This window comes from Gelidibacter algens, from assembly GCF_001678675.1.
GTDB lineage: Bacteria > Bacteroidota > Bacteroidia > Flavobacteriales > Flavobacteriaceae > Gelidibacter > Gelidibacter algens.
Map to the genome: position 1 here is coordinate 32,565 of NZ_LZRN01000027.1, position 26,512 is coordinate 59,076.

General features: G+C 37.4%; 28 protein-coding genes. 11 read left to right on the plus strand and 17 right to left on the minus strand.

Features of this window, described 5'->3' with window-relative positions:
* Window positions 1–50 precede the first annotated feature (50 nt).
* The 6 genes from A9996_RS12635 to A9996_RS12660 all read left to right on the plus strand — a co-directional run bounded on the left by A9996_RS12635 (window position 51) and on the right by A9996_RS12660 (window position 7,154).
* Complete coding sequence (locus A9996_RS12635) at window positions 51–1,358, plus strand: TolC family protein (RefSeq protein WP_066435491.1); 1,308 nt, start codon at window positions 51–53, stop codon at window positions 1,356–1,358.
* Window positions 1,359–1,540: 182 nt separating this feature from the next.
* Window positions 1,541–2,674, plus strand: coding sequence for an efflux RND transporter periplasmic adaptor subunit (locus tag A9996_RS12640; RefSeq protein ID WP_066435493.1), 1,134 nt, complete (start codon window positions 1,541–1,543; stop codon window positions 2,672–2,674).
* A gap of 73 nt (window positions 2,675–2,747) precedes the next feature.
* The gene (locus A9996_RS12645) at window positions 2,748–5,942 is read left to right on the plus strand and encodes an efflux RND transporter permease subunit (RefSeq protein WP_066435496.1); all 3,195 of its coding nucleotides are present in this window, start codon (window positions 2,748–2,750) and stop codon (window positions 5,940–5,942) included.
* An 81-nt stretch (window positions 5,943–6,023) separates the two neighbouring features.
* Entirely contained in the window at window positions 6,024–6,329 is a 306-nt protein-coding gene (locus tag A9996_RS12650; protein ID WP_066435499.1) for a hypothetical protein, read from the plus strand.
* An 18-nt stretch (window positions 6,330–6,347) separates the two neighbouring features.
* Window positions 6,348–6,563, plus strand: coding sequence for a YgaP family membrane protein (locus tag A9996_RS12655; protein WP_066435502.1), 216 nt, complete (start codon window positions 6,348–6,350; stop codon window positions 6,561–6,563).
* Between the two features lie 228 nt (window positions 6,564–6,791).
* Window positions 6,792–7,154: a rhodanese-like domain-containing protein gene (locus A9996_RS12660; protein WP_245905288.1), complete on the plus strand. Its 363-nt coding sequence runs from the start codon at window positions 6,792–6,794 to the stop codon at window positions 7,152–7,154.
* Window positions 7,155–7,196: 42 nt separating this feature from the next.
* Here the strand turns inward: A9996_RS12660 and A9996_RS12665 are convergent, their stop codons facing one another.
* From A9996_RS12665 to A9996_RS12715, 12 genes are all read right to left on the minus strand, one after another.
* Window positions 7,197–8,324, minus strand: coding sequence for a mechanosensitive ion channel family protein (locus tag A9996_RS12665; protein ID WP_346210617.1), 1,128 nt, complete (start codon window positions 8,322–8,324; stop codon window positions 7,197–7,199).
* Window positions 8,325–8,488: 164 nt separating this feature from the next.
* Window positions 8,489–8,965 (minus strand): Dps family protein, encoded by a 477-nt coding sequence (locus A9996_RS12670; protein ID WP_066435509.1) that lies wholly within the window; start codon window positions 8,963–8,965, stop codon window positions 8,489–8,491.
* A 245-nt stretch (window positions 8,966–9,210) separates the two neighbouring features.
* Entirely contained in the window at window positions 9,211–9,720 is a 510-nt protein-coding gene (locus A9996_RS12675; RefSeq protein ID WP_066435512.1) for a VOC family protein, read from the minus strand.
* 15 nt (window positions 9,721–9,735) lie between these two features.
* Window positions 9,736–10,458 carry a DUF981 family protein gene (locus A9996_RS12680; protein WP_066435515.1) on the minus strand — a complete coding sequence of 241 codons (723 nt, stop codon included), beginning with the start codon at window positions 10,456–10,458 and terminating at the stop codon, window positions 9,736–9,738.
* Window positions 10,459–10,526: 68 nt separating this feature from the next.
* Window positions 10,527–11,282, minus strand: a complete 756-nt coding sequence (locus tag A9996_RS12685; RefSeq protein WP_066435518.1) for an SDR family NAD(P)-dependent oxidoreductase — start codon at window positions 11,280–11,282, stop codon at window positions 10,527–10,529.
* Between the two features lie 21 nt (window positions 11,283–11,303).
* Window positions 11,304–12,599 carry an NAD(P)/FAD-dependent oxidoreductase gene (locus A9996_RS12690; RefSeq protein WP_066435524.1) on the minus strand — a complete coding sequence of 432 codons (1,296 nt, stop codon included), beginning with the start codon at window positions 12,597–12,599 and terminating at the stop codon, window positions 11,304–11,306.
* A 522-nt stretch (window positions 12,600–13,121) separates the two neighbouring features.
* The gene (gene nhaA, locus A9996_RS12695) at window positions 13,122–14,441 is read right to left on the minus strand and encodes a Na+/H+ antiporter NhaA (protein WP_066435526.1); all 1,320 of its coding nucleotides are present in this window, start codon (window positions 14,439–14,441) and stop codon (window positions 13,122–13,124) included.
* Between the two features lie 276 nt (window positions 14,442–14,717).
* Complete coding sequence (locus A9996_RS12700; RefSeq protein ID WP_066435529.1) at window positions 14,718–15,161, minus strand: GNAT family N-acetyltransferase; 444 nt, start codon at window positions 15,159–15,161, stop codon at window positions 14,718–14,720.
* A gap of 70 nt (window positions 15,162–15,231) precedes the next feature.
* Window positions 15,232–15,648, minus strand: a complete 417-nt coding sequence (locus tag A9996_RS12705; protein WP_066435532.1) for a DUF2141 domain-containing protein — start codon at window positions 15,646–15,648, stop codon at window positions 15,232–15,234.
* A 261-nt stretch (window positions 15,649–15,909) separates the two neighbouring features.
* Window positions 15,910–17,076: an MFS transporter gene (locus A9996_RS12710; protein WP_066435538.1), complete on the minus strand. Its 1,167-nt coding sequence runs from the start codon at window positions 17,074–17,076 to the stop codon at window positions 15,910–15,912.
* A 15-nt stretch (window positions 17,077–17,091) separates the two neighbouring features.
* Complete coding sequence (locus A9996_RS19915) at window positions 17,092–17,247, minus strand: hypothetical protein (RefSeq protein WP_157487220.1); 156 nt, start codon at window positions 17,245–17,247, stop codon at window positions 17,092–17,094.
* 50 nt (window positions 17,248–17,297) lie between these two features.
* Window positions 17,298–18,113: a TrkA C-terminal domain-containing protein gene (locus A9996_RS12715; RefSeq protein WP_245905289.1), complete on the minus strand. Its 816-nt coding sequence runs from the start codon at window positions 18,111–18,113 to the stop codon at window positions 17,298–17,300.
* Between the two features lie 197 nt (window positions 18,114–18,310).
* Between A9996_RS12715 and A9996_RS12720 the strand changes: the two genes are divergently transcribed.
* Window positions 18,311–19,900 (plus strand): FMN-binding glutamate synthase family protein, encoded by a 1,590-nt coding sequence (locus A9996_RS12720; protein ID WP_066435540.1) that lies wholly within the window; start codon window positions 18,311–18,313, stop codon window positions 19,898–19,900.
* A 72-nt stretch (window positions 19,901–19,972) separates the two neighbouring features.
* On the opposite strand, the gene A9996_RS12725 is transcribed toward A9996_RS12720, so the two are convergent.
* From A9996_RS12725 to A9996_RS12745, 5 genes are all read right to left on the minus strand, one after another.
* The gene (locus A9996_RS12725; protein ID WP_066435548.1) at window positions 19,973–20,428 is read right to left on the minus strand and encodes a pyridoxamine 5'-phosphate oxidase family protein; all 456 of its coding nucleotides are present in this window, start codon (window positions 20,426–20,428) and stop codon (window positions 19,973–19,975) included.
* Window positions 20,429–20,527: 99 nt separating this feature from the next.
* The gene (gene trxA, locus A9996_RS12730; protein ID WP_066435584.1) at window positions 20,528–20,824 is read right to left on the minus strand and encodes a thioredoxin; all 297 of its coding nucleotides are present in this window, start codon (window positions 20,822–20,824) and stop codon (window positions 20,528–20,530) included.
* A gap of 25 nt (window positions 20,825–20,849) precedes the next feature.
* A complete protein-coding gene (locus A9996_RS12735; RefSeq protein WP_066435551.1) occupies window positions 20,850–21,047 on the minus strand; it encodes a hypothetical protein in 198 nt (65 codons plus the stop codon).
* Between the two features lie 37 nt (window positions 21,048–21,084).
* Window positions 21,085–21,918, minus strand: a complete 834-nt coding sequence (locus tag A9996_RS12740) for an alpha/beta hydrolase (protein ID WP_066435556.1) — start codon at window positions 21,916–21,918, stop codon at window positions 21,085–21,087.
* Between the two features lie 86 nt (window positions 21,919–22,004).
* Window positions 22,005–22,190 (minus strand): CsbD family protein, encoded by a 186-nt coding sequence (locus A9996_RS12745; RefSeq protein ID WP_066435558.1) that lies wholly within the window; start codon window positions 22,188–22,190, stop codon window positions 22,005–22,007.
* Between the two features lie 217 nt (window positions 22,191–22,407).
* Between A9996_RS12745 and A9996_RS12750 the strand changes: the two genes are divergently transcribed.
* From A9996_RS12750 to A9996_RS12765, 4 genes are all read left to right on the plus strand, one after another.
* Complete coding sequence (locus A9996_RS12750) at window positions 22,408–23,190, plus strand: DUF3108 domain-containing protein (RefSeq protein ID WP_066435560.1); 783 nt, start codon at window positions 22,408–22,410, stop codon at window positions 23,188–23,190.
* A gap of 3 nt (window positions 23,191–23,193) precedes the next feature.
* Window positions 23,194–23,577: a hypothetical protein gene (locus A9996_RS12755; protein ID WP_066435563.1), complete on the plus strand. Its 384-nt coding sequence runs from the start codon at window positions 23,194–23,196 to the stop codon at window positions 23,575–23,577.
* Window positions 23,578–23,678: 101 nt separating this feature from the next.
* Window positions 23,679–24,719 carry a M28 family peptidase gene (locus A9996_RS12760; protein WP_066435566.1) on the plus strand — a complete coding sequence of 347 codons (1,041 nt, stop codon included), beginning with the start codon at window positions 23,679–23,681 and terminating at the stop codon, window positions 24,717–24,719.
* A 106-nt stretch (window positions 24,720–24,825) separates the two neighbouring features.
* On the plus strand, window positions 24,826–26,394 hold the full coding sequence (locus A9996_RS12765; RefSeq protein WP_066435570.1) for a M28 family metallopeptidase: 1,569 nt from the start codon (window positions 24,826–24,828) through the stop codon (window positions 26,392–26,394).
* Window positions 26,395–26,512 lie beyond the last annotated feature (118 nt).

The following is a 26,512-nucleotide window of genomic DNA, read 5'->3' on the forward strand; positions in this document are numbered from 1 at the left end:
TGACCAAGACTTTTATCCAAAGTACTTTTGTCTCATAAATGATTATAAAAATGAAAAACAACTTTATAATATTAATTCTGGGTTTTCTTGGTTTGGTTGGAAGCATCCAAGCACAAGAACTAGTCCCTATTACAAAGTCTGAAGTTTTAAACAGGGTAAGCCAAGATAATACCTCACTAAAAATATCTGAACAGGAATTTATTGCCGCCAGAGCTGATTACAGACAAACCAATGCTGTTTTTTTACCAAATATCACAGCAAGTCATACTGGTATTGCCACTACCAATCCGTTAATGGCTTTTGGCTCAAAACTGAACCAAGAAATATTAACGCAGAATGATTTCAATCCGGCGCTATTAAACAACCCGTCGCAAATTGAGAATTACGCGACCAAATTTGAAATTCAGCAACCCTTAATCAATGTAGATGGGATTTTCCAGCGCAAAGCAGCCAAATCAAAAATGGATGCTATGGCTTTGAAAACGGAAAGAACAACCGACTATCTAGCGTTTGAAGTAGAAAAAGCTTACATGCAATTACAATTGGCTTACAAAGGCGTGGATGTATTAGAGCAAGCATTAAAAGCATCTAACGCTAACAAAAGATTAGCTGACAATAGTTTTAAGCAAGGCTATTTGCAACGTGCCGATGTGCTAAATGTAGAAGTGCGCGTCACCGAAGTGCAAAATCAATTGCAAATGGCAAAAAGCAATGTCCAGAATGCGTCTAACTATCTTTCCTTTTTAATGAGTGATGATACTTATGTGGCTTATATGCCAACAGACAGCTTAACAATTTCTACTATAACTATGGAGGATAAGACTATTTCTGAAAACCGATCAGATATCAGAGCAATGCAATTGGCTACAAACGCATACGAAGCAATGAACAAAGCTGATAAAATGGCATTTCTACCACGTCTCAACGCTTTTGGAAGTTATGAGTTATATGACGATAAAATGTTCCAAGGAGATGCAAATGGCTATTTGTTTGGAGCACAATTGAGCTGGGATATTTTTCAAGGTTCCAAACGATTCGGAAAAGCGCAAAAAAGTAGAGCGGAATTTGAAAAATCAAAATTGGAATACAAGCAATATGTCTCGCAAAGTACTTTAGATTTGAATAAAGCGAAACGCTCTTTTCTTGACGCAGAAAACAAGTTGAAACTTACTTCTCTAGCGCTCGAACAATCTGAAGAATCTTTGAGAATTAGAACCAACAGATTTCAAGAAGGTCTCGAAAAAACATCCGATTTATTAACAGCCGAAACCCAATACTCTCAAAAGCAATTGGAATATTATCAAACCATTTTCGAGTATAACTATGCGCAGGCTTATTTACAATTTTTAGCCCCCTGACCCCCGAAGGGGGAATTAGCAAGTTTGCGGATAAGCTGGCTTATCCCTCAAGGTCTAAACTAAAGTTTAACATAAAAAAACATCTTATTAATCTTTCCTAAAGGGAAAAAACAAGAACCCTAAACATAACAGTGCCTTTTCCTTTGGAAAGGGTTAGGGATAGGAACCAAAAAGCAATTAAAATGAAAAAATATATCTACTTATTCACCTTAACCACCGCCTCTTTATTTTTAGCAAGTTGTGGCAACGAAGACAAAAAAATGGCCGCAGATAATTCGCCAGCAATTTCTGTAAAAGTCAATGCTTTAGAATCAAATAGCAACAGTCCGTTTTTAAGTGTAAGCGGTAAAATTCAAGCCTCAAACAGTGCTGAGTTAAGCACCAGAATGATGGGATATGTGAATAGCGTCAACGTGAATGTTGGGGATAAAGTCACCAAAGGACAACTCTTGGTATCTATCAATAACGCTGACTTACAAGCTAAAAGAGCGCAGGTAAACGCCGGGATTACAGAGGCCACTGCGGCTTTCAATAATGCAAAAAAAGATTACAATCGCTTCCAAAGCTTGTTTGCAGACAACAGTGCGTCTCAAAAGGAATTGGATGATATGACCGCTAATTTTGAAATGGCCAAAGCCCGTTTGGAATCTGCCAATCAAATGAAAAACGAAATTAATGCCCAATTTGCCTATAGCAATATCACCGCACCTTTTAGCGGAATTGTGACCAGTAAAAACATTCAATCTGGCGCTATGGCAAATCCAGGGGTGCCATTGATCAGCATAGAAAGTCCAGGTAATTTTGAAGTCATGGCCATGGTACCTGAAACAGAAATTTCGCAAATCAAAAAGAATTCGGAAGTTGACGTTTTGGTGAAGTCCATAAACAAAACCTTAAAAGGAAAAGTTTCAGAAGTCAGCACCTCTGCCAAAAATACAGGCGGACAATATTTAGTAAAGATCAATTTAGATCAAACAGAAGCTGATATTCTTTCAGGAATGTTCGTTACTGTTCAATTTCCAGTGGAAAGACAATCGAACACCGAAATCATTTTAATACCAACCGAAGCGCTGGTAACTAATGGCCAACTCTCTGGTGTTTATACAGTAAGCCAGACAAACACCGCCTTATTGCGTTGGTTGCGATTGGGAAGAATCTATGGCAATCAAGTAGAAGTATTATCTGGTTTAAATTCAGACGAAGCGTATATCGTTTCGGCGGAAGGGAAGCTTTATAATGGGGTGAAAATCATCCCATCCCCTCCCGAAGCTTCGGGACTTCCCGAAGGGAAGGGAGCCGACACGGAAACAAACTAATAAAAGTAAGTTATTAACTAAAAAATATCCCGTAATCGTTCTCCCCTTCCGGGGAGTTAGAGGGGATCTTATTATGAAAGAAGGTATCGCAGGTAAAATTGCCAAAGTCTTTATGCAATCCAAGTTAACCATATTGTTAATGATTGTATTTATGGTTGTTGGTGTGTATAGTTCGTTTTTGATTCCGCGCGAGGAAGAACCGCAGATTGACGTGCCTATGGCCGACATCTTTGTGGGGTATCCCGGCGCGAGTCCTACAGAAGTAGAATCACGGGTCATCAAACCTTTGGAGCAATTGATTTCCAATATCAAAGGTGTCGAATATGTGTATTCTACCTCCATGAAAGAACAAGGCATGGTCATCGTCCAGTTTTATGTGGGTGAAGATATTGAGCGCTCGTTTGTAAAACTCTACAACGAAATCAATAAGCACATGGACCAAATGCCGGAAGGCGTCACGTTTCCGTTAGTAAAAACACGTGCCATTGATGATGTGCCCATGCTGGGATTAACGCTTTGGAGCGAAAACTACGATGATTATCAATTGAGCCAAATGGCGCAAGAGCTGGAGGCTGAGATCAAAAAAGTAAATGATGTGGCCATTACCCATAAAATTGGTGGGAGAAGTCGTCAATTACGTGTGGTTTTAGACAAAGATAAATTGGCTGCCAGCGGATTGGATTTCCTCTCGGTATCTGAAATGATCAAGGCCAACAACAGCCAATTGAGTTCTGGAAGTTTTGATAAAAATGACACTGAATTCCTTGTCACTACAGGAAAATTTTTAGAATCGGTTACCGATGTTGAGAATTTGGTAGTCGGAGTGCAACAGGATCGGCCTATTTATTTAAAACAAGTTGCTACCATTATCGACGGCCCTGAAGTACCGCTAAACTATGTGAGTTTAGGATTTGGACAAGGCAGCGTCAAATCAGCAGATTATAAATCAGAATATCCTGCTGTTACAATATCTGTCGCCAAAAGAAAAGGCGCTGATGCGATGAAAATTTCAGAAGTCATTATTGATAAGGTTGAGCATTTACGAAGCACCTTGATTCCTGATGATGTGCATGTGGAAATTACCAGAAACTATGGCGAAACGGCTTCAGACAAAGTTTCTGAACTCTTATGGCACTTGGTAGGATCAATCTTTGCAGTGACACTTGTAGTCATGCTAGCCATGGGCTGGAGAGGAGGATTGGTCGTGTTTTTATCCGTCCCAATTACCTTTGCATTGACCTTGTTGAGCTATTATATGATGGATTACACGCTCAACAGGATTACGCTGTTTGCGTTGGTATTTGTAACCGGAATTGTGGTAGATGATTCTATCATTATTGCCGAAAATATGCACAGGCATTTTAAAATGAAACGCCTGCCCTTTAAACAAGCAGCATTATACGCAATTAACGAAGTTGGAAACCCTACCATTTTAGCAACATTTACAGTTATTGCATCCGTTTTACCAATGGCTTTTGTTTCGGGATTAATGGGACCTTATATGGCACCAATGCCAATAGGCGCATCTATTGCGATGATTCTATCCCTATTTGTCGCTTTAACCATAACACCATATTTGGGCTACATTTTCTTAAGAGAAAAAGAAAAGAAAGGGCAACCTGAAAAAGTTGAGAAACCCTTAGAAGAAACACTTATTTACCGTCTTTACGACAAGTTTGAGCGTCCTTTAATGGAAAGCAAATCCAAACGTTGGTGGTTTTTAGGGGGAACCTTTGCGGTATTATTGGGCACTATGGTCCTGTTTTTTACCAACTCGGTGGCCGTAAAGATGTTGCCATTTGATAACAAGAATGAGTTTCAGGTGGTCATCGATATGCCAGAAGGCACCACTTTGGAGCGCACAGGCGTTGTGACACAAGAAATTTCACAGTATCTATCCACACGTCCAGAAGTGGTGAACTATCAAAATTATGTTGGGACCTCTGCTCCTATTACGTTTAACGGTTTGGTACGTCATTACGATTTACGAGGTGGAAGTAATACCGCTGACATTCAAGTGAATTTAATTGCTAAAGGCGAGCGATCTGCACAAAGTCATGACATTGCCAAATTATTACGCCCAGACATTCAAAAGATTGCTTCAAAATACAATGCGAATGTCAAATTGGTAGAAGTGCCGCCAGGACCTCCTGTATTATCTACAATTGTTGCAGAAGTTTATGGACCAGATTATAAGGAGCAAATTAAAATTGCCGATCATATTCAGGACATCCTAAATAATACAGCTGATGTTGTTGATGTGGATTGGATGGTTGAAGCTGATCAAACCGAATATCAATTTGAAATCAATAAGGAAAAAGCCATGTTATACGGCGTGGCACCACAACAGATTGCTTATACCATGAATATGGCCTTATCCAATAGAGCCATCACCACTTTATATGATGAAGATGCAAGCAATCAGGTGGGACTGGTATTGGCTTTAGATGAAAAAGAGAAATCGACAATAACAGATATTTCCCAACTTAATGTCAAATCCAAACAAGGAAAAATGATCCCAATTGCCGATTTGGTGACCATTAACAAAACGATAGGCGATAAAAGTATTTATCGTAAAAACCAAAAGCGTGTGGTGTATGTTTTAGCTGATATGGCTGGCGAATTGGAAAGTCCTGCCTACGCTATTTTGGGCATGGACGAAATATTAAAGGAAATCCCGTTACCACAAGGTTATGAACTCAATGAAATGTATTTGGGTCAGCCTGATTTTGAAGATAATTATACGGTGAAATGGGATGGCGAATGGCAAATTACTTTAGAAGTGTTTAGAGATTTAGGAATTGCCTTTTTAGGAGCCATCATCTTGATTTACATCTTGATTGTAGGCTGGTTCCAAAACTTTAAAGCCCCAATTGTGATGATGGTGGCCATTCCTTTATCCTTAATCGGGATTATTATTGGCCACTGGATTATGGGCGCATTTTTTACGGCAACATCATTTATTGGAATGATTGCGCTGGCAGGAATTATGGTGCGAAACTCGGTACTTCTGATTGACTTTATAAATCTCCGTACCGCAGAAGGCATCCCATTAAAACAAGCCGCCATTGAAGCTGGAGCCGTCAGAACGACACCAATTTTATTAACCGCAGGAACAGTGGTTATTGGAGCATTCGTGATCTTGTTTGACCCCATTTTCCAAGGATTGGCCATTTCGTTGATGGGCGGAACGATTGTTTCAACGGTTTTAACCTTATTGGTTGTCCCATTGGTTTATTATATGATTGAGAAGAAGAATTATAAATAATAATTGTCCCGCAGAAAGCGCAGATTCACGCAGAATAGAGTAATAGATCTGCGAATTCTGCGGGAAACAAAAAAATGTGAAATGAAATTAGTAATCGTAACAGCAGTCGAAGAATTTCAGAAAGATATTTTGAAACTTTTCAAATTAGCCAATATCGAGAATTTTAGTAGTTCAGATATTGATGGGCACAAAGATGGTGCGTCAGTTTTAATGGGCTCTAGTTGGTTTTCTGGCGCAAAATTGGGTAATGAGTCGCGTATGTTTTTCTCCTTTACAGAAGATGAACATATTGCGGCCTTGTTCAACCTTATCGAAGAATTTAATAAAAATCTGGAAACATACAATCCCATAAAGGCGGTTGTGGTTCCCATAGAGAAGTTTATATAATCTTAAAATTAATTCATCATGTTAAATACATATTTTAGAGTAATTGTGGGCACTATGGTGCTATTGAGTGTTGTACTGACTGTTTATGTCAACCCAAATTGGATGTGGCTTACCGTATTTATAGGTATCAATTTAATTCAGTCAGCATTTACAAAATGGTGCTTGTTGGAAACAATTTTGCAGAAGTTAGGTGTTAAAAACACCGCTGGCGCTAGCTGCTCAACGAAAATCTAATCTAGCGCACTTCAATTTTTTACTGCTCATTGGTGGATATGGAAGTGTGTCTATAGATTTTTGTAAATTCTAATGTAGAGATTACAGTGCCCCTAATTAAATAGTTCTACTTTTGAACGGATCTCAAAAAACGGCACATTCCAAAGATTTTGGATGTAGCTATCTAGGCATCGCTCTATTCAACTTCTTGAGAAGTTTAATTGCAATCTTAGATAAAACACGATAAAAATGAAAACATTCATACTTACCATAATGCTATTTGGAGCATCATTACTGGCCCAAGCGCAACAAGATGACCGTATTCATATCTTAGAAGTGACCACATTTAAGGATTCCATTGCCCAGGCAAAAGTGCAGTTGATTGATGTGAGAACACCTGAGGAATTTGAAGCTGGACACATTGAAACTGCATTGAATATTGATTTCTTTTCAGAACAGTTCAATGCCGATTTTGAAAAACTTGAGAAAGACAAACCAGTTTATATTTACTGTAAAAGTGGCAATAGAAGCGGTCAAGCAGCAAAAAAACTAGCAGAAATGGGTTTTGAAATGATATACGATTTAAAAGGTGGCTTTTTAAATTATCAGTAAATTTAAGATTTGATAGGTTTTGTCTGATTAAAAGAACACGCTCTATTCCTCCTTTGACTTCTCTTTTATCGCCACCTCATCATTTATCATATAAATAGTTCGTGTTGGATAGGCCAATTCAATATTAGCGGCATTATAACGTTTTATCGTACTTTCAAAAACATCACATTTCATAGAAAACGAATCCGTGTAATTTCGAGCCCAAGCCCAAGCTCTTATCGTATATGAAGAATCGTTGATTTTTGTTAGGGCTGTTCTCACCATAGGCATCCCATCTTTTATGTCAAGTTCTGAACGGTTGTCATAAATTAAAGGATGATTTTCACATTCTTCCTGTAAGATTTTTTTCGCATTATCAATATTACTGTCATATGAAATCCCTACCTCAATGTGTTCGCAACACTTGGCTTCGAACAAGTCATAATTGATCAATTTTTCTTTGTTGATCACCGCATTAGGGATAACAATCATTTTGTTCTCAAAATTTCTAATAACGGTATGGCGCAAGGTAATGTCTACGACGGTGCCTAACATGGTATCTGTAACTTTGATCACATCGCCAATTTTGAAGGGTTTAAAAGAAATAATAAACACCCCTCCAACCAAGTTTGATAGGGCTTCTTGAGAGGCGACACCAGCAATGAGAGCCAATACACCTGCACCGCCCAAAGCCGTTTGCGCTACACCTTTAAGCGAAGGAAAAGCCAATAATCCAAAAAGTAAACCTACAAAACAAATAAGAAAAACAACAACATAGCGCATAAATTTATAACTCGTAGGGTCATATTGGGAGACTATTTTCTCTTGAATTTTGTGTTTAAACCACATGTTGGTAAGTGTCGCGCCAACAATGGTCACCACAGCCACTAATCCCAAATAGCTTGCCAATTTAAAATAGGTCCTTAAGGTGGCATCTTTCTCATTGTCAACAAAAATAAAGCTCAATGCAATAACTCCTAAAACTAACCACAACGTGTTTAAAGTGCTTTTCAGTATTTTAACTGGCCCAAGTGGTGTGCCCGGAAATTTTTGCGCTTCTTTTTCAATCAACCACTTAATGATGAAATTTGTGACTATACGAAGTGTAACCGCTATGACAATAACTACTGCTCCATAAATGATTTGTGATTTGTAGGTTTCAAAAAATTCAGTCATTTGTAAGTATTTCAATTTTTTATGTTACTGTAGGTTTAAAGTATAGTCTCGTGAAACAAACTTTTCGACATGCACTAAAGTAATAGTTTTAATGATAATGGAAAGCCTCCATTCTAAAAAAGGCTAAACCCAAAATTTAATTTGAGTTTAGCCTTATCAAAATTTAGTGATGTTGCGTTTTATTTAGCGATCGTTGCTCTGAGCATCCAAGCCATCTCTTCGTGCTCCATCATAATTCCAGTCAAGAAATCTGCTGTTCCTGCATCTTTCAAGTCGTCTTCCACCTTCGAGATATTTTCACGAATATATTTTATGATGGTATCATGGTCATCTAATAAGGTAGCAGTGTAATCATGACTTGTGTTGTCGCCCTTATATTTTTCAGAAAGGTGCGTTAACTCCAAAAATTCTTTCAAGGTTCCTGGTGCATAATGCCCTACCTTTCTGATGCGCTCTGCAACGCTATCTGTAAATCTTTTAATATCGTTGTAATGCTCCTCAAAAAATAGATGTTTGGTATGGAAATCATGGCCTTCTAAATTCCAGTGCGCTTTCAATGTTTTTGTATAAAGTACAAACTCATCTGCTAACAATTTAGCAAGGATGTCAGATACTTCTTGTCTGTGTTCTTTTGAAATTCCAATATTCGTATTCATGGTTTTTTATTTAAGTTATTATTTATTTTTCTTTGAATATTCAATACTATTGAAAACTTAAAGTTTTGCTTCCAAAGTACCTTAATTTGTTGGGGTAATCGTGCTTATAAGCTAGTATTCTTGACTGTTTTGGACATTATCACTAGCTCTAACTCATTGGTGTTTTTGATCGATCAATCTTTAGATCCTAATTAAATTCATGTGATTTTTTTATAACCGATAGTTATAAAGTTACCCATTTTCAATTAGATTAAAGGCCCTTTTGGTCCTATATTATGGAGCTCATAGCTATGTGAATATATTTCAATGCTATTCCCAAACGGATCTTCAGCAAATGCCATCACATAAGGCTTCTCATCAGGATATTCTACTTGCGGCTCCATGGTAATCTTTCCACCGCCTGCTTCAATGCGCTCTAAAAGTTCTTTGGGATTGGGATGTTGAACGCAAAAGTGAAAGATGCCTGTTGCAAAAGGTGTATTTATGGATGCCTCTGTAAAATTCTCTGAAAATTGAAAAAGCTCCAAACCTATCCCATCTGCAGATGACAGATGCGCAAAGCGAAAGGATTTCCATCCCTTACCATAGATCAACTTGCTGATTCTGCTGAGATTGTTTCCCTCGTCTTCAGAGACACGCATAGGTCCAGAAATATGGTACCAGCCCATCACTTCAGTGTAAAATTTTATGGCTTTTTCTAAGTATGGAACGGTGAGTCCAACATGGGAGAAATTTACAGGATATGCTTTTTTCATTTGTATTGAGGTTTATTATTTCATGGTATTTACAATTAAGCCGATGTGCGAAAAATAGTTGAACGCCCCAAACAGCAAAAACACAATGCCCAAGCCGTATAAAAGAATGTATGCCGCCTTTAATTTAGTGGTTGCAATAATTTGTCCTTCAGAAAAACTCTTAAAAACACTTGGGATCAATAGTGAGGCCACGCCGGTCAATGCCCATAGGCCGGAGATAAAAATAGCTTCTACAAGAGGATATTCTGCAAATTGTCCGCTTACGGGTTCTTCCGGAGGTGCGGCAAACAATTGATACTTTACGCCGGCAACGCCAATAGCAATAAGGGCTAAACCAATTCCGTAGAAAAAATATTTAAATTGATACCCGATTTTCGCGATAGGAACGAGCGGGTTTTCAGAGGTCTGCAACAGCTGCGACGCTTTCCAGAAATAGAATGAAAACGCCAAAAGTAAAGTTCCAAAAGCTAATGCAGGTTCTCCAAATACAATATTATCAAACGGAAAATATTTCGCCAACGGCCAAGTCAGCGTCATGTGCAACCCTGTAAGAAACAGCAATATCCCGAGAACGGCCAAATTGAGCGACCATCCCTTTGGTTCTATTGGCTTTTTCTCAAGCATTTGTTTTCCCATAACTGCCAAAGAACATAAGGCGGCACCAACCGCCAAACACATAATGGTATTATAGGTTGGCATATTCATCCAATCTATAATCAGACCCTGATCATCTTTCATATGATTTTAATTAAAATGATCAACTTTGTTAGCTAAAAAGAGCCTCGTAAATAGTTTAGGTTGTGCTTTTAGACTGCTAGATAGCCACCATCTACTGGGTAATAATCTCCCGTTGAAAAAGACGATTTATCAGAAGCCAAAAACAAGCACATTTCTGCCACTTCTTCAGGTTTTCCCAATCTGCCAATCGGATGTTTGGACTCTAAACCCTGAATGCCTTCTTTACCCATAGACTCTTCATTTACCAATCCTGTATAAATAAATCCAGGACCAACGGCATTAACGCGTATGTTGTCTTTAGCATGATCTATAGCTGCTGTTTTTGTAAGACCAACCACAGCATGCTTAGCTGCAACATAACCTACAGATCCACCAAAACCTACCTGCCCGAGTATGGAGGCCATATTGATAATACTGCCAGAACCACTTTTTTTCATTGCAGGAATTTGATATTTCACGCCATAAAAGACTCCTGAAAGATTGATGTCCAAAACCTTCTTCCAATCCTCAATGGGATAGTCGGCTACTGGTTCTTGAGTACCTCCAATTCCTGCATTGTTCACGGCAATATGAAGTGCGCCATACTTTGCTACGGTTTGCTTCACTAAGTGTTCTACAGCTTCAGGGCTGCTTGTATCCGCTTTGATGAAGAACGCAGTGCCACCGTCTTTTTCAATGGCCTCAACCGCTTCATGCCCTTTTGCTTCATCAATATCACTAACAATTACTTTGGCACCTTCTTTAGCGAATAGGAGCGCTGTGGCTCTACCAATTCCAGATGCTGCACCCGTTATAATGGCCACTTTATCTTCTAAGATTTTCATAATTATAGATTTTTTAAAAAGTTACATAGTGTTCTGTTCTAACACTGTAGAATCTGTTGCTGTTTGCCCAACCATAACGCCTTGAGAATGGCCTTTGCCTAGGTAGGCGTTGAACCAATTCCAGAAGGTTCTGAATTTATTTCTATAACCCACCAATAAAAATAAGTGCACAAACAACCATAAAAACCAAGCAAACCATCCTGTAAGGGTTGTTTTTGGAAAAGTCATATCAGCAACCGCTTTTTTATCGCCAATAATGGCCATGGTACCTTTATCATTGTATTTAAAAGCTTCAAGTTTTTTATTTTTGGTCATCGCAATAAAATTTTCAGCCATCGCTTTGCCTTGTTGTTGTGCAACACTGCCCAATTGCGGATGTCCTTCCGGGAAATCAGGGTCCGTTTTTTGTATACACGCATCTCCAATGGCATATATATTATTATAATGTACTACCTGATTATAGGCATCTACGTTGAGTCGGTTGCCATCTTCATAACAGTCTTCCTTAATGCCCTTAAACTTAATTCCGATAACTCCAGCTGTCCAGATTAAGGTTTTTGTTTCAATGGTTTCACCATCTTTGAAGAAGACCTTATCATCTTTATAATCAGACACCATTTTGTTTAATTTCACGATGATCCCCAAATTCTCAAGGGTTTTTAGGGTGTATTGCTGTGACTCTTTACGCATAGGTGGGAGTACCGTTGGTGCTCCATCTACCAAATAAATATTCAATTGCTCTCCTACGAGCTCTGGATAAATGTCAATAAGTTTACGTTTCCGCATTTCAGCAATCATTCCTGCTATTTCCACTCCTGACGGGCCCGCGCCGGAGATAACGATGTTTCGCATTTTCCGTTTTTCATCTTCGTCTGTACAAAAGGTATATTTTTCACCTTCCATGATGAGATAATTTCTCAATTTTATCGCATCGTTGACGGTTTTCATTTTTAGTGCATTTTTCTCAATATTGTCCATACCAAAAAAATTGCTCTTAGTACCAATAGCAATAACCAAATAATCGTAATGTAGATCTCCTGTGGATAGCTTTATTTTATTAGCTTCTGGGATTATTTCTTCCAATTCACCCAACCTGAAATGCAAGTTCTTTTTTTTATTGAAAAGTGCCCGAAAAGGAATGGTTATACTTGAAATGTCTAGCATTCCCGTAGCCACTTGGTATAATAGGGGTGGAAAGAAATTATAATTATTCCGATCCACCATAGTCACCTGCAATCCTTTTATGCCGTCCAATTCTTTCGCCAAATTAATACCCGCAAAACCGCCACCTACAATGACAATATGTTTATCTTTCATGTTCTTTTTTTATTAGAAGCCAAATTGTCTTCAATCTACAAGACCAACTCAGAAAAATCAATTTTTTTTTCGTTATTCAATAGCCTCTTAAAGCCTAAATACCGCGGATTATTGAATTGTTTGGAGAGTTATCGGGTGATTTAATGACTTGCAATTTTTTTAATTTTATTGAATTTAGGGCTTTTCAGTAAGGGTCCTTGTCGCATTTAACATAACTATTGACGCTATAAGATTGGAGATGTTCCATTTCAGTTTGTTAAGAAAATTGGCAGGGAAAGCCTTTGTGCAAAAGGTACGAAACATTCCTATTACCAAAATATGGGATGCATGGGGTTATAGTGGGATGGCAAAACTACATCGGTTTCAAAATGGGCTTTATTATTTGATACCGTCAATAATTGAATCAGTTAGTTCTTTCTTATTCTAAAAGAGTTGAATAAAATGAGTGTGTTCTGACATACATCTGTGTAAGCGAATGATAAGTAAACAGGCGTTAAATGGCTGTAGGCTTTTGGAACTCTATTAGGAAGTGTGCTTAAAAGAATCCGTTTTGTCTGATCCTATTCTTAAGATGGTATAGCCAATAATTGCAGATATAAAAGAGCCAATAAGAATACCAATTTTAGCGGAATCGACGTATTCAGGATGTGTAGCAAAAGCTAAACTTGCAATAAAAATAGCCATCGTAAAACCAATACCTGCTAAAAACGAGACCCCAATAATTTCCTTAAAGCTGATATCGCTCGGGACTTCTATGATCTTGATTTTTTTTGCAATCAAAACCAGAGAGGATACACCAATACCTTTACCTAAAATCAAACAAATGATAATATTGATGACCAAGGCGGTATCCAAATCTACTGAACTGTCAATAAGCACCCCTGCATTGGCGAGTGCAAAAATTGGAATAATAAAATAGGCCACCCAGCCGTGTAGGCTCTGTTCTAAATGTTGCAAAGGCGATCTAAATTTTAAAGTCCAATCTTGTAAATCGTCTATATTCACTATTTGCTCATCTGAGAGGATGGGTGTCTGCAGAATGCTGGATGTTTTAATGTCATTATAGACATTTTCCAATTGCGTTAAAAACGTAGATGTATCTATCTTTTGGCGGATAGGGATAGAAAATGCCAATAATATTCCAGCAACCGTAGGATGTATACCAGATTTCAAAAACAAGAACCAAACGGCTACACCCAAAAACAACATTACAAATTTTGAATAATAACCTTTATAGGATAGTAAGTATAAAACCACCAATAAGCCCAAGGCAATCAGCAATAACATAATATTGATTGTACCGCTGTAAAACAAAGCAATCACTAAAACAGCGCCAATATCATCTACGATGGCGAATGCTGTTAAAAATATTTTAAGACTCAAAGGCACCCGTTTTCCTAAAACGTTTAGAATGGCTAATGAAAATGCAATGTCTGTAGCCATGGGAATCCCCCACCCTTTAACGGTCTCAGGATTTTGATTCAACACTAAGAAAAATACCACTGGTACCACCATCCCACCTAAAGCTCCAACTAGAGGAAACATGATTTTTCTAGTAGAATTAAGTTCTCCAATTAATAGTTCCCGTTTGATCTCAAGACCTATTAAAAAGAAAAATATTGCCATCAAGCCGTCATTAATCCAAAGAATCAAAGGTTTTTTGAACTCAAAACCTTCAGTAACTATACCAATATCATACTGCCAAAGCTCTCGATAAGAGTCGCCCAAAGGAGAATTAGCCCAAATGAGAGCCAAAACTGTACTTAGCATCAGTAGAATACCACTAAAACTTTCAATTTTTACGAATTTCTGAAATGGAGTAAGGAATATTTTTCTAATCATTTAATATTTATTTTCGGTAAAGTTAAAGAAAAGGTAATAGCAATTGTACTATTTTTTCAAACAACTAACCATGATCTGGATGGTTTAACCACAAATTTCGGTTAATTTTAATAGACTGTTTTTATTTCAATTATAAAGGTTTCTGTGACTCGTTTTGCTGGGTACATACTAAAAATAATGCATTATTTTCAACATCACAATAAAATACACCTTCTATAAAAGTCTTGACAAGCCCCAACTCTACTGCTCTTAATTGTTTTAAGAATTGAACATGTCTTAAACAGTTTGCTCAGTTATAAGCACTCGGGGCTCATCGTCTAAGTAATAATTGTCATAGGTGGCAGTGACTTCAAATCTGGCTTTTTTGTATAGTTTAATGGCAATGGCATTGTTTGGGTGCACTGTTAAAAAAATTTCACGGCTTTGGCTGTTTTCTAAAAGTTTCACCAACTGTTCCGCAAGTTTTGCTCCTACGTTCTTTCCTCTCGCATCAGGATGCACTCCTAAATAAAGCAGCAAGCCTTGATCATTTTCTTTTGTGTGATTCCCAATCACATAACCCAAAACTAAAGTTTCTTTTTGGGCTACCAAAAAATAATCTTGAGAACTATCAATTAATTGTCTGTTGAAAAATAGCGGATAATTGTCATCATGGAAGCATAACTTTTTTATGCTGTGGATACTTTCCAAATCTAATTTTGCTTTTCTGATAGAATTCATCTGCCTTATGTTTTATGTTGGACAGTGTGGGAAGGTCACTTCGCTACCATCTGTTTACTTTGATGTAGTTCTAATTAATGACTTTTATTTTCATCTCCAAATCTGTTGTTAAAGAGAATTTACAATCTTCAAAAGATGGTGCCGAAAACCTAGGTTTGACATTATTGGAAAAGCCATAGCCTTCTTTTGGAATACCGAGAAAATTACGATTAAATTTGTTGTCAGAATTTTCATCATGATACAATGAAATGGCGTAAACCCCTTTTGGTAAATCAGTAATTACAAAAGTTTCATTGGCAGAATTAACATCAACCGTATAATTTTTGACAGCAACACCATCCTTCAAAAAATCTTTGTCGGTGTTAAATACGCCAATAATTATTTTGCCCTTACCAGATTCAATATTTTGGATGTGGAGCGTTAATTTCGGTTGGTCTGTTGCACATAAATTAGATAGCAGAAAAAATAAGGATATTAGATAAGTCATAATTTTGCATTTAGAATATGATAATAATTCATTTGATTGGTGAACGTTTCACTACATTTTCTCCTTGGTCATGAAGCAAAAGTTGTTATTGATCTCCGTTACTAAAGATAAGACAATTGATTTTCATGCCCTTAATCAACTGCGTAATTTCGATAATCTGGATTTCAAATGCCTAAAATTTGACACCTTTTTTACAGCACTCTCCAAAGAACCTTCTGAAGCATCTAATTTTGCGTTGTTTATAAGTAAATCTAACATAGGTTATGACAGTGTTTTTTTCTTAAAAATTAAATGCACTAGAGCTATGACTATTGACAAAGAAAGCCCGAGTAGCGAAACCCCATTCCAACTATAATGTTCCCAAGCTAAGGCACCAAGGGTTGTACCAAGCGCTCCGCCTATAAAGAAACCAACCATATAAATGGTGTTAACGCGATTTCGAGCTTCAGGATTTTTTGAAAATATAATATTTTGATTCGTGATATGTAAAGCTTGCAAACCCAGATCCACCAAAATCACTCCGATAACCAATCCAATGATTGAAAAATCTGAAAACAAGAAAATTACCCAAGAAATAATTAATAAGATGACCGAAAACGTAATAATATGGTTCTTATTAAATCTGTTATTTAATTTTCCAACTACTGTTGCTGCCAATGCGCCCACAATTCCGACTAGTCCAAAGGCTCCGGTGATGCTGCTCCCATATCCAAAATTATCTTCCATTAAAAACACTAAGGTCGTCCAAAATGCGCTTAAGCCTGCAAAGGCCAAACCACCCCTTAAAGCTGCGAGCCTCAATGAGGGCTCTGTTTTAAAATAATACCACAATGAAGACATTAATTCACCATAAGTACCCTTGTATTGCGGGGTTAGTTTAGGTAATTTCCAACGCAATAATGCAAACAGGGCTACCATAATAACAGCTCCTGCATAGTACATTACCCGCCATCCAAATAGATCGCCAACAAAACCACTTATGATACGGCTGCCCAAAATACCAATGAGCAAGCCACTCATCACGATTCCGATGGCTCGTCCTCTCCCCTTTTCGTCCGCCAATTGCGCTGCCATGGGTACAAATAACTGAGGAATAGCCGATGTAAAGCCGATACAAAAACTACTGATAATTAAAAGCAGTAAAGACTTTGACAATCCTGCTGCTACGAGAGAAATGACCATGAGCAGAAAGTCAAATTTTAAAATTTTGTGATTGGAAACTTTGTCTCCCAACGGAATCACGAACAATAGACCTAAGGCATACCCCAATTGTGTGAATAATGCAACATTACTCACAGCTGATTCCGTAACATTGAAGGTAACTGAAATTAGGTGCAGTAAAGGCTGGTTGTAATATAGGTTGGCAACTACCAAACCAGCGGAAATGCTCATTAGGTATAGGACTGGATTGGAAAGTTTTGACGTCATTAAGTAATTTGATTCTTATTTTAATATTTGAGGAATTCTATAATAGGTGAGTAATTTTACGGAAACATATCGAATGACATCATAGATAGCATCAGTCAAAAGTACGGTTATTAGAAGTGATAAAATCAGAATTATAGCGATGGGATCATCGTTTACTAAGATAGATGACATTTTTTTAAAGCTGTTGACCTCAATCAAAGTTTTTTAGAATCAATGACCCTTTACAATTCCTTTTTACGTTGTTCTTGATCTTCGAGCCTTTCTTCTTCCATTTTGACAAACGCTTCATGCTCTAAGGTAGCCTTGAAATCCCGCTTTCTCCCAAAAACACTTTTTATAACTTCCGACTTGCCATAAACAGTAATGACATCATCTGGTAAAATCATGGCATTTCCGGCAGGAGAGCCTAAATAGTCGTCACCATGTCTATCAATTCCCAAAATGGTTAAGCCTTCGTGCATTAAGTTGAGATCCTTCAACGTTTTATTGGCCATCCAATCTTCATCATCAATCAACTTTTCACTGATTTTAAAATCGTCCTTCAAATGTAAAACAGCTGCAAAATCCTGTATGTGTAAATCTGTATAGCGCTTCAGCATCCGATTGATTAGAGCAGACAAGGCTTTGTCAACCCATTTGCTTTTTATGGCCCACCAGACAAATGACATTCCGAAGACAACAATGAGTAGCCCGTAGAGTTTTGAGGCCAACGTTTCGGGCAACACAAATGTCAGTATTAATGAGGACATGACTGTTACAATTCCTGCGTTGCCAACAAGCATTAAATGGAATATAATCCGTCTTCGCACAGGATGGTTCATTATTTTTTCCGATTCAGTGGTACTGAATCCAACCCCTGTGTAGGCTGAGCGCGACTGAAATTTGGCGCTATCAGTAGACAAACCAGTATGTACCAAGGCGATAGTCGCAATTTTAGTGATCAAGGCGGAAATAGAAACGACTAAAAAAAGCGTAATGGCTGCAATCATATCATTGACAATTGAAAAAGTTACTTTAAAGAAAGTGAAAATAATCAAACGCTTTACCACATTTAATTCAAAAGATAACTGTTTTCGTTTTAAATAGGGATGAGAATCATCCAATTTGAGATTGAATATTTGGAAGCCATTTTTACACTAACCTTATATGAGCTAGAAATTAATTTAAACTATTTCGTTTTAGTATACAATCCAGTATTGTAATGGTATATTTGCGTTTTTAAACCAATTTGAAGATGAAAGTTCGCGAGATATTTATTTTAATTTCGGTTATCTCAGTGTTAGCCATAGTTGGAATCGCTTTTTTATGGAGCCCTATCTTATGGGCTTTCCTTATTGTTATTCCTCTAATTGTTTTAGGTCTAATTGACATCTTTCAAAAGAGTCATACCATCCGTAGAAACTTTCCGCTATTGGGTCGTTTCAGGTACATATTAGAGTCGATTCGTCCTGAGATTATGCAATATTTTGTTGAAACTGATACCGAGGGAAGACCTCTAAATCGGATCCTGAGATCTTTGGTTTACAGAAGAGCTAAAGGCGAAAATGATACAGAACCTTTTGGTACACAAATGGATTTATACCACTCCGGTTATGAATGGATGGAACACTCCATGTATGCCAAGAAAAATCCTCAAGAAATTGGGGAGTTTCCTCGCTTGCTGATTGGTGGCAAGGAATGTAAACAACCTTATTCTTCAAGTTTATTGAATATTTCAGCCATGAGTTTTGGCTCCTTAAGTAAAAATGCAGTGTTGGCATTAAACAAAGGTGCTAAAATGGGAAATTTTGCCCATAACACCGGAGAAGGTGGTATTAGCGATTACCACTTAGAAAATGGTGGGGATCTTATTTGGCAAATTGGAACAGGATATTTTGGATGCAGAAATGAGGATGGCACCTTTAACGAGGTCACCTTTACAAAAAATGCCTTACTACCACAGGTAAAAATGATTGAAATAAAACTGTCCCAAGGTGCAAAGCCTGGGCATGGTGGAATTTTGCCGGCTTCCAAAAATACTGAAGAGATTGCACGAATAAGACACGTAAAACCAGGTATTGCCTTACACTCACCGCCATCCCACTCTGCTTTTGCTGACCCCATTCAGTTTATGTATTTTATTAAGCGTCTCAGAGAACTGTCTGAAGGGAAACCTATTGGTTTTAAATTGTGTTTGGGAAGAAAACAAGAATTCATGGATTTCTGTGAAGCGATGATTTTTACAGGGATACGTCCTGATTTTATCACCGTTGATGGTGGTGAAGGTGGTACAGGTGCAGCACCTGTCGAATTTTCAAATTCGATGGGAATGCCACTTAGAGAAGGTTTGATTTTTGTTCATGACACCTTGATAGGATTTGGATTACGAGATGACATTAAAGTTATCGTAGCAGGAAAAATTATAAGCGGATTCCATATGGCACGTGCCATCGCGTTTGGAGCAGATGGCTGTAACAGTGCTCGCGCCATGATGTTGGCTATTGGCTGCATTCAGGCTTTACAGTGCAACACCAACACCTGCCCTGTAGGTGTGGCAACACAAAACCCGTCTTTGGTAAGAGGATTGGTTGTAGAAGATAAAGCGCCTAGAGCTAAAAAATACCATCAGGCCACCATTCATAGTTTCCTGGAGCTTGTTGCTGCCGCTGGCTTAAATGACCCAAGTGAATTGACGCGTGAACATATCAGCAAAAGAATTGGCCTTTTGGAAGTAAAAACTTTTGACGAAATTTATCCTGCCATGGCACCTAACTCTTTACTGGACATTAATACCATTCCTGAAAGTTACAAGAAGTTCTTTCAAATGACCCGTATTATGAAGTAGTGTACAAATGACACGTACTATGAACTAATATAATCCCCAAAATGACAAACGAAAGAGTTGTCGCTCCTTTTGTTAGTCCATCCTCATTTTACCTGTGATCTCTTCAATTTTTATGACGAAGATCATTGGTGAATTTTCATCGATCAATTTGCTGGAAAACTCACTGATAAAACTCAAATCTTTCAGTTCCTTTTCTGCTACCAAAGATTTAATTCCCAAGGAAAAATCATGCAAATAAGATTTTGCTTCACTGGCAAATAGCTGTTCAAATGTGCCATGTACCAATACTGATTTCCAATTGGTAAGTGCATCCACATCAACGATATTCATAGCAACCTGCTTGTTTTTGCGCATGGCATTCATTTTATGGCCTTCAGCAGAATAACAAATGATGACATTTTTTGCAGGATGATAAAAGTAGGTGATGGGTACAACAAATGGTCTATTTTGATAGATGTATGCCAGATGTCCCAAATAGTTGTTTTCCAAAACAAATTTACTGTCTTTATCTTCTAGGTTGATATACATGATTAATCTGTTTTTATCTCACTAAGATACCGTTATGGCGCAAAGACAACTATGATATTAGTCAGTTTATGATTGACCAACTAAACATATAAACACCTATTAATGTGATTTAATCACTTTGATCAAGTCATCTTTTTGAAGCACTCCAGATTGTCGCCAAACCTGTTTACCATTCTTAAAGAGCAATAATGTAGGCACACCTTTTACTTGGTAATTGGAGGCTAATAACTGATTTTTGTCCACATCTATCTTTACTATTTTTACAGCCTCTCCCATCTCTGTCTTGACCGTCTCCAATATAGGGGCCAAAGTTTTACAGGGCCCACACCATTCCGCATAGAAATCCACCAGCACTGGTGTGTCCGAATTTATGATTGTTTTGAAACTATTTTTCATCTTCATATATTTTTAATTGTGATAATTACGCAGAGTCAGAATCGTTAGGCTTTCTAACATCCCTATTTCGTTCCAATTTTTCGTCATCACTTAATGCCTCTTCGTTAGGATCCCGATCAGGATCCCACTCTTTTTCACTAGGCGTTGTTTTATCTTTTACCTCTTGCGGTCTAGTTTCATCCTGTTTTCTATTGTTCTGTTTTTTTTCTTTTCGATTTTCCATAATCTTTTTTTTTACTAGTCCTCATCTAAATTCCTTCTTATTGATTTGCCTCTATAAATTTGATGATTTCGTCATATCGATCATTCCAGGGGAAGAAATACTGACTCATCATAGGAACATGTTTTTTATTTAAAATCTCCAAAGAGACGCCCGGCTGATAATTCTTTAATTCTTTTATAAACGCATCATTTGAAACACTGATGGACTCATGTGTTTTACTGCCCACATAAATTTTGAAAGGAGCCGTCCCATCATTTAAAAAATATATGGGGGATGCTGCTTTCCAATTTTCAGGATTTTCCGTCCACGTTGTCTTGTAATGATGTTTCTCTGTAGGCGGATACTTTTGCAAATAACTATACATATCCAATCCTGCGGCATCATTTAAAATGACGCCTTGGATGACGCTTTTATCTTCAATATACTTAGGACTTGTGCTTACTAAAGCCACCAAATGTCCGCCTGCAGAGTGACCTGTCAAAAAAATAGAGGTCTCGTCGCCTTTATATTCAGAAATGTTTGCCTTTGTCCAAGCAATAGCTTGGGCAACTTCTTTGGCCATGTCATCATAGTTGGCTTTTGGGCTGAGTGTGTAATCAATGATCACAGTCACGATGCCTTTTTTAGCAAAATTCCTTCCCAAAAATCCGTAGGTTTCTTTTTTTCCTTCCTCCCAATAACCGCCATGAACAAAAATTAAAACAGGATTTGAAGCCTTGCCCTTATTTGGCATAAACACATTTAAGGTGGGCTGGGAACTGGCAGTTGAGTTTGAAACTTGAGTGTACTGAATATTTTTGATTTTTGTTGATGCACAATTGCAAAGAAGTATTCCTGAAATTAATACTATATAAAGGCTGAGGGTTTTCATAAATGCAAAGATAGCTTTAGGTTATTTCATAAAAAAGTCCTCAAACATAAGGTTTGAGAACTTTTTTTTTAGACCGATTTGGCATTCTACCAGTTATCGACTTCTTTTTTAAAATCTTCTTTTGATTTGCCGTAACGCTCTTGTACTTTACCTGCTAACTTGTCAAAGTCACCTTCGGCTTCCGTATACTCATCATCGGTAATTTTGCCATATTTCTTTTTGAAATCACCTTTAATCTGTTTCCATTTTCCTTCAAATTGATCTGAGTTCATACTATTAAATTTTTTAGTTAATATAAAGTTCTCTGATAAAATTACAAGTATAACTCCCGTTCACATGACGCAAAAGACCAAAAAATTAATCCGATAGCTAATTTGGGAGTTAATTAACAGATGCCCAATTTTCTGTTGTACAAAAAGTTAATGACGACTAAGAAATTTTCCGCTTTATAATGGGAATATAAATATCTTTGGCGCTTAATTTAGTTTTATGAAACAACTCTTTGGTATTGCTCTCTTACTATTCAGTTCCATGCAATTTGCTCAAAACACTACTATTGCAGTAGGTGAAAAACTGACCTTTACAGCATCTTATAACATGTCTGGATTAATGACAGACATAGCTCAGGTTACTATGGAAACCGGGCAGGTCAAAACATCTAAAGCCACCTTATTGCATCTTAAGTGTACGGCAGCCACATTTACCAAATGGGATAATTTTTTCAAAATCCGCGATTTGTATGAAAGCTATGTGAGCCCAACAAGCTTAGCACCATATTTATATAAACGTGACATTAATGAAGGGAGTTACTATAAGTTTATGCAGTATACCTTTAGCCATAAAACAAACAGCGTTAAAAGTTTAATGCGTAAAAAGAATGGGAAAGGTGTAATTTATGATGTTAACTCAAATGTACAAATAAACGTCGGCACTAAAGATATTGTTTCTACCATATACCATATTCGCAATTTGGACATCCATAAGGCCATGCCAGGTGACGTTCAGAATTTTAAGGTTATTTTTGATAACAAAGAACTTATTATCGGCGTAAAATACGTGGGCAAGGAAACGATTCAAACGGCTATTGGCAAGAGGGAGTGTTATAAACTGGCGTTGTCCCTCAAAAATAACGCTGTGCTCAAAGGCAGCTCTAATGACAATTTATTATACCTCACTGCAGATGCGAACAAAGTGCCCGTTTATGCAAAATTTAAAATTCCTGTAGGTAATGGCGAACTTAAGATCAAATCAGCAACCGGATTAAAAAATTAGATTATGAGACGTTTATTTATTGTTTTAGGATTTATCTCAGCAGTTTTGGCTTTAATAATAGCTGTAACTCCGTTGTCTCAAATTGCTTACGTTCCTGCAGTTGCTGCATTAATTTTTGCTTTGATTGCTTTTTATATGGCAAAACAAAAACAGTATCCCAAAAAATCGATACAACTTATTTTTCTATTGACTTTTATAGCATTGGTGCTCACCACTTACAAATCGGTTTTCAATGTAGCTGAAGTTGGGAACCTCGATGAATTGGAACTTAAGGAAGAAGCGTCCATAGAAGATTCAAAAGAACTATTGGAAGAGTTGGATCTTGAAATAGACGAGTCAGAACTTGAAATAGAAACGGAAGATTTAGAAGGGTTGCAAGAAGAATAAATCTGAGCAATATCTACCTGACCATTTCAAAAAAAAAGACGAGATCACTTCTGTTTTTCCTTTTTTTTGGTTTTTATTTGATTGCTTATAATCCTTTATAAATGAAAGCCCTCCTTATTGCTTCGGCATTAACGCTGGTTGGTTCTTGCGCCAATCATAGTTATACCCAAAAAATTGAAAACTTAAAAGAAAGTATCGTTTTTGACTCACCTGAAACTGTCGTCAAATACAGCAATACCATTTCGCCTGACGAACTGAGCGAACATGTCCACACTTTATCTTCAGAAGATTTTGAAGGTCGGGAAACAGGCCGGCAAGGGTTTCATAAAGCATCCAAATTTCTAAAGGATTTCTATATAAATAACGGGGTTTTATCGCCACTGGGAGGCGACAATTATTATCAAAACATTCCCAAATCATATTTCACAAAAGACAGTCCTGCCTCACAAAATGTGGTGGCTTTTATTGAGGGCTCAGAACATCCGGAAGAGATTATTATTGTGTCAGGACATTTAGATCATTTGGGAACTACAGATGAGGCCACGTATTATGGCGCTGATGACAATGCTTCAGGAACTGCGGCACTGATGGAAATGGCTCAAGCATTCGCCATAGCAAAAAAAGAAGGTCATGGCCCCAAACGCAGTATTTTATTTTTACACCTGACTGCTGAAGAGTCTGGGCTTTTAGGATCAAATTATTACGTAAAAAATCCTATTTACGCTCTCGAGAACACTGTGGTAAATTTGAACATTGACATGATAGGACGAGTGGATTCCATCCATAAAGAAAAGCAAGACGAGAACTACATCTATATTATTGGTGCTGACAGATTAAGTACAGAACTCCATTATATCTCTGAAATTACAAACAACCTGTTCACTAATTTAAACCTCGATTACAGGTATAATGCAGAAGATGATGCCAACCGCTATTACTACCGCTCAGATCATTATAATTTTGCCTACCAAGGTATACCTGTAATCTTCTATTTCAACGGAGAGCATGAAGACTACCACAAACCTACTGACACCCCAGATAAGATCAACTATGGGCTATTGCAAAAGCGCGCCCAACTTATATTCGCAACCACATGGTATCTCGCCAATAGTAAAGATCGGCTCAAAATAGATAAGATGTAATTTTAGTGCCTAAGATTGTTAAAGTTTGTTAAATGAAGACATTAACAAAGTTAAAATGTATCGTTTTTTCGTAATATCGCAAATCTATAACACATAAATTATATAAATGAAAAAGCTATTCATTATCGCAGGTATTGCCCTGACCACCTTAAGTTGTGGAACTTCACAACAGCAAACACCAACTGTCGAGACCATTGCACCTATAGATCCAACGGAGTATGGCACAAGCATTACTTCTGATGAATTAAAGGAAATGTTATACACCTTTGCTTCTGATGAATTTGAAGGTCGTGAAACTGGAGAAAAAGGTCAGAAAATGGCGGTTGAATATTTGAAACAACATTATGTTGACATGAATATCCCTTCGCCAATTTCAGAAGGGGATTACTTTCAAGAAGTGCCATTGCTGAACCAGAAATCGCCACAAACAGAAATCACAGTTAATGGGGTTCAATTTAAAAATTATGCCGATTATGTGATGTCTGGTGCTGCTTCTTCACAAGCTATCAAAGCGTCAGATATTGTTTATGCAGGGTATGGCATTGAAGATGAAAAGTATTCCAGCTATGAAGGTTTAGATGTTGAAGGTAAAATTGTGTTGATAAAATCTGGTGAACCAAAAAATGAAGATGGCACATATGTTACTTCTGGCGCCAAGGAAGACACCAAATGGTCAGTGGGTAGACAGGCGCTTTCATCTAAAAGAGATGTAGCACGTAAAAAAGGCATCAAAACACTCCTTATTATGGATAATGCCTATTTAAAAATGGTTGCAAACTATATGGAAGCAGCCGCCAAATCGGGTAGTGACGGACGTATTACGCTTAAAGATAAGCAAGAAGATATGCTTCAAATACTAGTCAGCGAAAAATTAGGAGCATCACTTTTAGCTTCTATTGCAACCGATGACACTTCTAAAACAGTAAAAACAGATTTAGAAATAGATGTGACCAGCAATTCTGAAGAAGTAAATTCAGAAAATGTGGTGGCATTCATCAAAGGTTCAGAAAAACCAGATGAAATTATTGTTATTTCAGCACACTTAGACCATGAAGGTGTTAAAAATGGTGAGATCTACAACGGTGCAGATGATGATGGTTCAGGTACTGTTGCTATTTTAGAAATTGCTGAAGCATTCAAAAAAGCCCAAGACGCAGGCCATGGCCCAAAACGTTCAATATTATTTTTACATGTAACCGGTGAAGAAAAAGGCTTATTGGGCTCTAGCTATTATGCAGATATTGATCCTATTTTCCCTTTGAAGAATACTGTCGCCAATCTTAATATTGATATGATTGGAAGAATAGATCCTAAGCGCACAGGAGACAGGAATTATGTGTATTTGATTGGTTCTGACAAATTGAGTACTGAGCTCCACAATATTTCTGAAGAAGTCAACAAAAAATATACAAACATCGCATTGGATTACACGTATAATGATGAAAATGATCCTAATCGTTTTTACTACAGATCAGATCATTATAACTTTGCAAAGAACAATGTGCCTATCATTTTCTATTTCAACGGGACGCATGATGATTACCATAAGCCTTCTGACACTCCAGACAAAATAGAATATGATTTGTTGGAAAACAGAACCAGGTTAGTATTCTACACCGCTTGGGAGTTGGCAAATAGAGAAGGCCGCATTAGTGTAGATAAGGCAACAGAATAGTACAAATAATTTGCGTGTGCCCTACTTGGCTTGAAAAAAGCCAAATAGGTCGTGCTATCCGCTATATCTTTTTGTTGCAAAGAAGCAACAAAAAGGATGCCGCTCCTATCACTCACAC